This is a genomic window from Streptomyces sp. NPDC001709 (assembly GCF_053596375.1).
On record NZ_JBSFGB010000109.1, the window covers coordinates 1 to 6,266 of the forward strand.

Consider the following 6,266-nt stretch of genomic DNA (forward strand, 5'->3'; position numbering starts at 1 on the left):
CGCAAACGCGCTTTCACAACTCCCGAACAAAGCCACGGCTTCGGCGTCAGATACCGCTGAAGATTCGGCGCCGTGAAGCCCTGAAGGTCACAGGCATGATCCGGCGTCGATCCGGTCGCGCGCCGCCACATACCGATCTTGCTCATCAATCGGTCGATAAATGAGCATCCTTGCTCTTCACCCTTCCCTGCCAAAAGGCGAGTCTTTCCCGAGTGGCGAGGGTGACAGGGTGGTCGGCGCCCAGGACCCGCTTTCGGTCAGTCAGCAGTCGTTCGAAGTCTGCCGCAGCACCAGCCGCGTCTCCGGCCTCACCACGCCAGTGAGCAAGGTTGCTGCGGGTTCTGAGGGTGGTGGGGTGGTCGGCTCCCAGCACCCTCACGCGATCGGCCAACAACCCCTGGAAGCCGGTTACTGCTCGCGTCGGCGACCCTGCCTCACCTTGGCACCGTGCCATGGTGTGTCGGGTCTGCAGCGTGTCAGGGTGGTCGGCGCCCAGGACTCGTAGACAGCGTTCAAGTAGTTGATCGAGGGTGGCTTCCGCACCGGGAAGGTCCCCCACGGTCACCCTCCAGGATGCGAGGTTGGTTTGGGTTGCAAGGGTTCGAGGATGGTCTGGACCGAGCACGCGCTGACAGTCTCTGAGTAGACGCGTATAGACATCTACGGCGCCAGCCTGGTCCCCCGCCTCACCCCGCCAGTCAGCAAGGTTGGCTTGTGCCGCCAGGGTTCGAGGATGGTCCGATCCGAAGACCCTCAAGCAGTCCTCCACCAGCTCGTCGAGAACGGTTACGGCGCCGACTGCGTCTCCTGCCTCTCCTCGCCAGTAGGCAAGATTGTGCTTGGCTGCCAAGGTGTCGCTGTGGTCAGGGCCGTGCACTCGCAGGAGATCAGTCAATAGTTGTTGAAAGGCGGTTTCAGCGCCGGACGCGTCTCCCGCCTCACCCCGCCAGTAGGCAAGGTTGACCTGGGCGCTGAGGGTTTTCGGGTGGTCGGGGCCCAGCGCCTTCAGCATCCGCTTGAGTACCTGCTCGCTGCTCGCTATGGCCCCAGCGGCGTTCCCTGCGTTTCCCTGGCAGGATGCGAGGTTGACCTGAGCAGAGAGGGTGTCTGGATGGTCAGGGCCCAGATGCTCGTGGCTTGTGCGACTCAGATACTGCCAGTGGTCGCTGGCTGCGGCGAGCTGGCCGGCCTCTAGGAGGCTTTTGCCCATGCGGAAGAGTAATGGGTGGGCGCCGTCGGCCTGGTACAGGGCGTTTTCGGCGTGGCGGGTGAGTGCTTCGGCGTTGGCGCGTAGGACCTGGGCAAGGGTGGTGTCACGCTCGATCTCAGGCCAGGCTTCGGTGAGCGCGTCGGCGGCGGCGCGGGCGAGCCGGTCGCGTTGCTCTGTGGTGAGGGCGTCGCGCGTGACGCGTTGGACGAGCTGGTGAACGCGTACCGCCTGGTGCATGTTCCTTGGGGTGTGGTCTAGCAAGCTCAGCCGGTGCAGTGTGCGCAGCACTCGTGATGCGTCGAGGGCCGTGGCCTCTTCCGGGCATGCTCGCCCGGCGGTGCCTGTGCGGTGCTCGGTGAGGTAGGCCAGAGCGGGCGGGCTAACCAAGACAGAGGCGGGGATGCCGTTGGACGCGAGAACCGCAGTGAGCTGCAGCATCGGACGGGCCAGGCCTGCGGGTGGAAATGCGTCGGCACGGTCGATTGACAGTGACCAGGCGGCGGCCACGGTCGTGTCCTGGTCGTCAGGAACACTGGAAGGGTCGGGGATTACGTCGGCGAGCGTCCGAGCGCGGTCGGCCAGCAGGGTGCGATAAGCCGCGCAGTCGAGGTCCGCATCGATGAGGTACGCGACGGCCTGCGACAGCGCCAGGGGGAGGTGGCCGAGGTCGGTGGCGAAGGCCGCGAGCTGGTCGGGAAGCTCCAAACGGCCGTGGGCGGCTAGCACGGTTGTCAGGTAGGCGACGGCTTCGTCAGGGGTGAACAAGCCCACCGGCACCAGCCGCCTATCGCTGCTGGTCATGGCGGCGTCGCGACGGCGGGTAGTGACCAGGGTGCGGCCACCCTGCTGGCTGGCAGGCGGCCACAGGCCTCGCAAGTCAGCAGGGCTGGCAACGTCGTCGAGCACGACCAGCCAGCGGCGCTGGGTGGTACCGGGTTTGGGCTCCAGCCAGGCCAGGAAAGCGTGGGCAGCCCGTTCCGGGTCGGCAAGGTCGGCCCCGAGTACCTCGGCGGCGGCCTGGGCGTAGGCCGAAATGACCGCCTCACGAGTGGTGGCGCTGATCCACACCAGCAGATCCACACCGCCCCTGGCCCATACCTGGCGGGCATGGTGAGCGGCGAGCTGAGTTTTGCCGACCCCGCCCATGCCGGCCAGCACCTGGCACAGCACCGACATGCCCCCGCATGCCAGCGCCTGATCCAACTGCTCGACGGCTGCCCGGTCCTGGAAGCAGTCAGCCTGTCGGGGCAACACTCCGACCTGGTGGGGCCAGGTCACCGCAGGTCGTGGGGCGGCGAAGTAGGCAACGTTGCCCCCGTCGGCCACGTAGCCGACCGCCAGGCTGCCGTCGCGGGCGTGGGTGGTGACGCTGCCCAGCCGTTGAAGTGTGAGAGGCGTCTCGGTGGGCGGTGGGCTGGTAGTGGCCGGTCCGTTCAGCCCTGGGACGGATCCGGCACTGGAGGGGTGCCGATGTGCGCTCCTCCGTGGATTACCCCAGCTGCGATCGAGCCGCTGTCTGCGCGAATATCCATGTTTCCGCCCACGGCCAGGCCGCCCGTCCCTGCAGTCGCGGCGCCCTGCGAGGCGTGCTGCGCGAGCAGGCCGCGCAGCTGGTCGGCAGCCTGGTCACGCTCGCCTTCGCTCAGGCTTTCCAGTGCTGCCTCGATGCGGGCCTGCCAGGACGCTTCCAGGCGGATCCGGGTCCGCTCAGCTTCGGCGGGGACTGCGGACTGCAGGGCCGCCTCGGTCTGGTCCAGGCGCTCCAGCTCGGCCTGCTCGCGCTGCGCGTCGCCCCGACCGAACCAGCGCGCCACCGCCTGCCGCGATCCAGCCCACGCGTCCGTCCCTGCCGCTGTCACCACTGCTGTACCGCCAGACGCAGCCAGCGCGGTCAACACCTGATCTAGCATCCTGCCCTCCCCGTGTCGCAGATGTTGTTCGGACCGTAGCGCCGCACTTGGGGTTCTTACAGAGTCTTGCCGGAACACAGTCCCGATACCCGGCGGTTTCGCATAACGCCGATTGCCGTTTTCTGCACTGGCTCCCTTTGGGCTCAGTCTTGATCCGCCGCGTTGTCTTGGTGAATCCGCCGCATCAGACGCAGTCCGGGAGTGGGAGGCTGCTGGCTGTCGGCGTCCGCCGGTTCCCGAGGGCCCGGCACGGTGGCCGTGGCGAGGTTCAGGCGGACACCCATGTCGAGGTTCACCTCTCCGTACGGGCGCACGTGAGACCAGAACAGCGGGGTCAGGCCGCGCCGGTCGGCGAGCGTGAGGAGGTCGGCCCACTCCGGTTCGCCGAGGACCTCCTGAAGCATCAGGGTGTTCACGTAGACCAGGGCCGATTGCAGAATCCGCAAGCACAGCACGAACATCTCCTGCTCGTCGCGCCTATTGGAGGCGATCTCCCCGCCCTTTCCGTAGGCGATCACGGAGTTGGCGCCGTTGGAGGACTCCATGACGTTCAGGCCCTCCTCGATCTCCCGCTGGAGGTCCCGTAGCCGCAGATACCGGGCCACGAAGATGGTCTTCTGGGCACGGCCGACCTCCAGCATCGCCGCGTAGGTGGGGTGGGAGGCGTTGCGGGTGAAGCGCCTCAGGATCGCCTCGGTGGACGCGGTGCGGGTACGGATCGCCGTGGCGTACTTGATCATCTGGTCGTACTGCTGAGCGATGAGTTCCCAGCGGATCGGGCGGGTCAGCGCCGGGGTTAGCTGCGGGTAGGCGTCCGGCTCGCCGGCCACCGGCCGGTACAGCTTCACCTTGTTGATGCGCTTGATCCTCGGCAGCAGGTCGAAGTTCAGCAATCTCGTGATGCCGAACCCGATTTCCGACTGGCCATGCGAGTCCGTGTAGTTGGCCTCGATGTCCATGGTGGTGCCATGCCGCATGGCGCCCTCGATCATCGCGGCGACCTCGGAGGCCGTGCAGTTGATCAGCTGGGAGTGGATGGCCAGGGACTTCTTCTCCACGTGCCAGTAGATGAGCACCCCGCGGCCGCCGTAGCGCGAGTGCCACTCGGTGAACAGGTTCTGGTCGTAGGCGCGCACGTGCGTGGAGTCGGAGGCGACCGCGGTCGAGCCCTGGCCCCACAACTCGGTGCTGCGGGCGGTGAAGGTGGCGTTCGCTATCTGGATGGCGATGGCGCGGGCGGCCTCGGCGGACAGGTAGCGGCGGCGTACGTAGCGCAGTTCATCTTCGGTGTGGCCGTGGCCGCCGGAGGCGACGGCCTTGATCCCGGTGTTCGTGCCGTAGGCGTAGATCGCTGATTGCTCGGCAGGTGCGTGCCGCCCTCGTAGGTCGAAGCGAACGGGTACTCATCGCACGAGGTCCGGCCGGGGCGCTTCATGTCCGGCGGCACCGTATTCGGGCACACGGCGCCACGGTTCTTCCTCTTCTGCGTTTCGTTGATCATCCAGTGCAGCGGCTTCCCGCCGTTCGGGTCACCGTAGTGACCACCGCGGGAACGGAGCTTGCGGATGCCCTCGTTGATCCGCGGCTGCTCCAGCAGGGCCAGACCGGTCGGCACCTCGGGAATGGCGCACCCGGTGGTGGTGCCGAAGAAGTTGTCGCACCGGTAGACGGCGGAGTCGTACGACACCGTCCCGGGGGTGTAGCCGGGCTTGGTGAAGGTGTACGTGTAGTGGGTCTTCGCCTTGGGGTTGATCTTCTTCTTGGCGATCGGGCCAGTCGTGTAGTTGACGCTGCCGTTCGCCGGGCCGCTGCTGAGGATGTGGCCCTGCGAGAAGTGGACCGTAGCCTTGGTTCCGCCACCGGAAGCGGCCGCAAGGTCGACGGCCACGCCCGCGCCGGCCCGGGTGGTCTTGGCCTTGGAGACGGTGAAGTTCTCCGACCAGTTCGCGGACTTCGCGTTCAGGGCCATCTGGTGTTTGACGTCGAAGTCGACGGTGCCCTCGATCTCGGGCTTCCCGTCGATGACCTTGATGACATCGACGTGGATCGTGACCCACTCACACTCGCTGAACCGGTTGACCGAGATCTTGTTGATCGTGCAGGTGGCGTTCGAGGACGGGCTCGCCGCCAGTTGGGTCACCTGGGAACGGGCCGGACTGACGGTGACCCGCAGCTGACCTGAGCCGGTCTGGCCGGCTAGAGCTGACGGAGCGGCCGATCCCAGCAGCCCCAGCGTCACAGCCCCCGTGGTGAGCAGCGCTCTCAATTTCAAGTCGTACCCCCTGTGTTGAACGCATCCGACAGGGGCTAGAGATCAACTCCACGCTTTCCCCGTCGCGTTGGCGGCATACAAACACGCCCGGCACACAGACCGCATCCCGTTTTGATCTGTTTCAGCCAGGGATGATCCATGGTGCGAAAACACTGCCATACGGTGACCAGCAGACCGCCATCCGCATCGCAAGGCCTCGGCCGTTGCCAGCCCACCGCCATCGGCTGGAAACGTCGGGCCGACCGCCGGGCTCCGGCCCTCCGCGCCAGAGCCTCGCCATGGCAGCACGACCCTCCGCAGCCCGTGCCGGCCAACAGCAGGGCCATGAACTACGCGACAGCGACCGGTGCTGCTCCCCTGCGGGCCGGTGCTCAGCTCGCCCCGAGCCGGGTCAGCGCGGTCGTCCAGTCGGTGACGATGGCCTGCTGCGCCGCGGCGAGGGTGACCTTCCCGGAGCAGACCGCGGTGTGCAGCTTCGTCTCCACCGAGTCCTTCAGGTTGTTCACCCCCGAGCCCGGCTTGTGGCCCGGGTCAGCTGGCTCCACCCACAGGTTGCGGGCGTCGTTCGGGTCGCCGCCGAGCTGCAACGAGATGTCGTGGTCGAATTCGGCATCCGACAAACTGCCGGTGTAACCGTAGGAGGCAGCGTTCAGCTTCTTCTCCTGGTTGGTGACCGAGACAGGCGGTCGGATGCCCTTCGTGTAGCCGCCGGGTCGGCAGATCGTGGACTTCAGGTTCGCCTGGGTGACAGCCGGGGAGATCGCGCCGGGCGTGCACTTACGAGTTGGTGCGTGATAGCGGGTGAGGTGTCGTGCCAGGTGGATGGCATGATCCCGCTGTGGCGATCATGGTCAATCGGGCGGTGCTGGCGCAT

Annotated in this window: 4 protein-coding genes and 1 pseudogene; all 5 read right to left on the minus strand. The window is 66.7% G+C overall.

The window, feature by feature from the left end:
• Window positions 1-145: 145 nt before the first annotated feature.
• Complete coding sequence (gene fxsT / locus ACWC0C_RS47830; protein ID WP_450871470.1) at window positions 146-2,536, minus strand: FxSxx-COOH system tetratricopeptide repeat protein; 2,391 nt, start codon at window positions 2,534-2,536, stop codon at window positions 146-148.
• Between the two features lie 107 nt (window positions 2,537-2,643).
• Window positions 2,644-3,120, minus strand: coding sequence for a hypothetical protein (locus tag ACWC0C_RS47835; RefSeq protein WP_450871471.1), 477 nt, complete (start codon window positions 3,118-3,120; stop codon window positions 2,644-2,646).
• Between the two features lie 143 nt (window positions 3,121-3,263).
• Window positions 3,264-4,442 carry a transposase gene (locus ACWC0C_RS47840; protein WP_450871475.1) on the minus strand — a complete coding sequence of 393 codons (1,179 nt, stop codon included), beginning with the start codon at window positions 4,440-4,442 and terminating at the stop codon, window positions 3,264-3,266.
• Window positions 4,334-5,392: a NucA/NucB deoxyribonuclease domain-containing protein gene (locus tag ACWC0C_RS47845; protein WP_450871473.1), complete on the minus strand. Its 1,059-nt coding sequence runs from the start codon at window positions 5,390-5,392 to the stop codon at window positions 4,334-4,336. The genes ACWC0C_RS47840 and ACWC0C_RS47845 overlap by 109 nt, the downstream gene beginning before the upstream one ends.
• A 371-nt stretch (window positions 5,393-5,763) precedes the next feature.
• Window positions 5,764-6,171, minus strand: a pseudogene (locus tag ACWC0C_RS47850) (hypothetical protein); the annotation flags it as partial.
• Window positions 6,172-6,266: the final 95 nt, after the last annotated feature.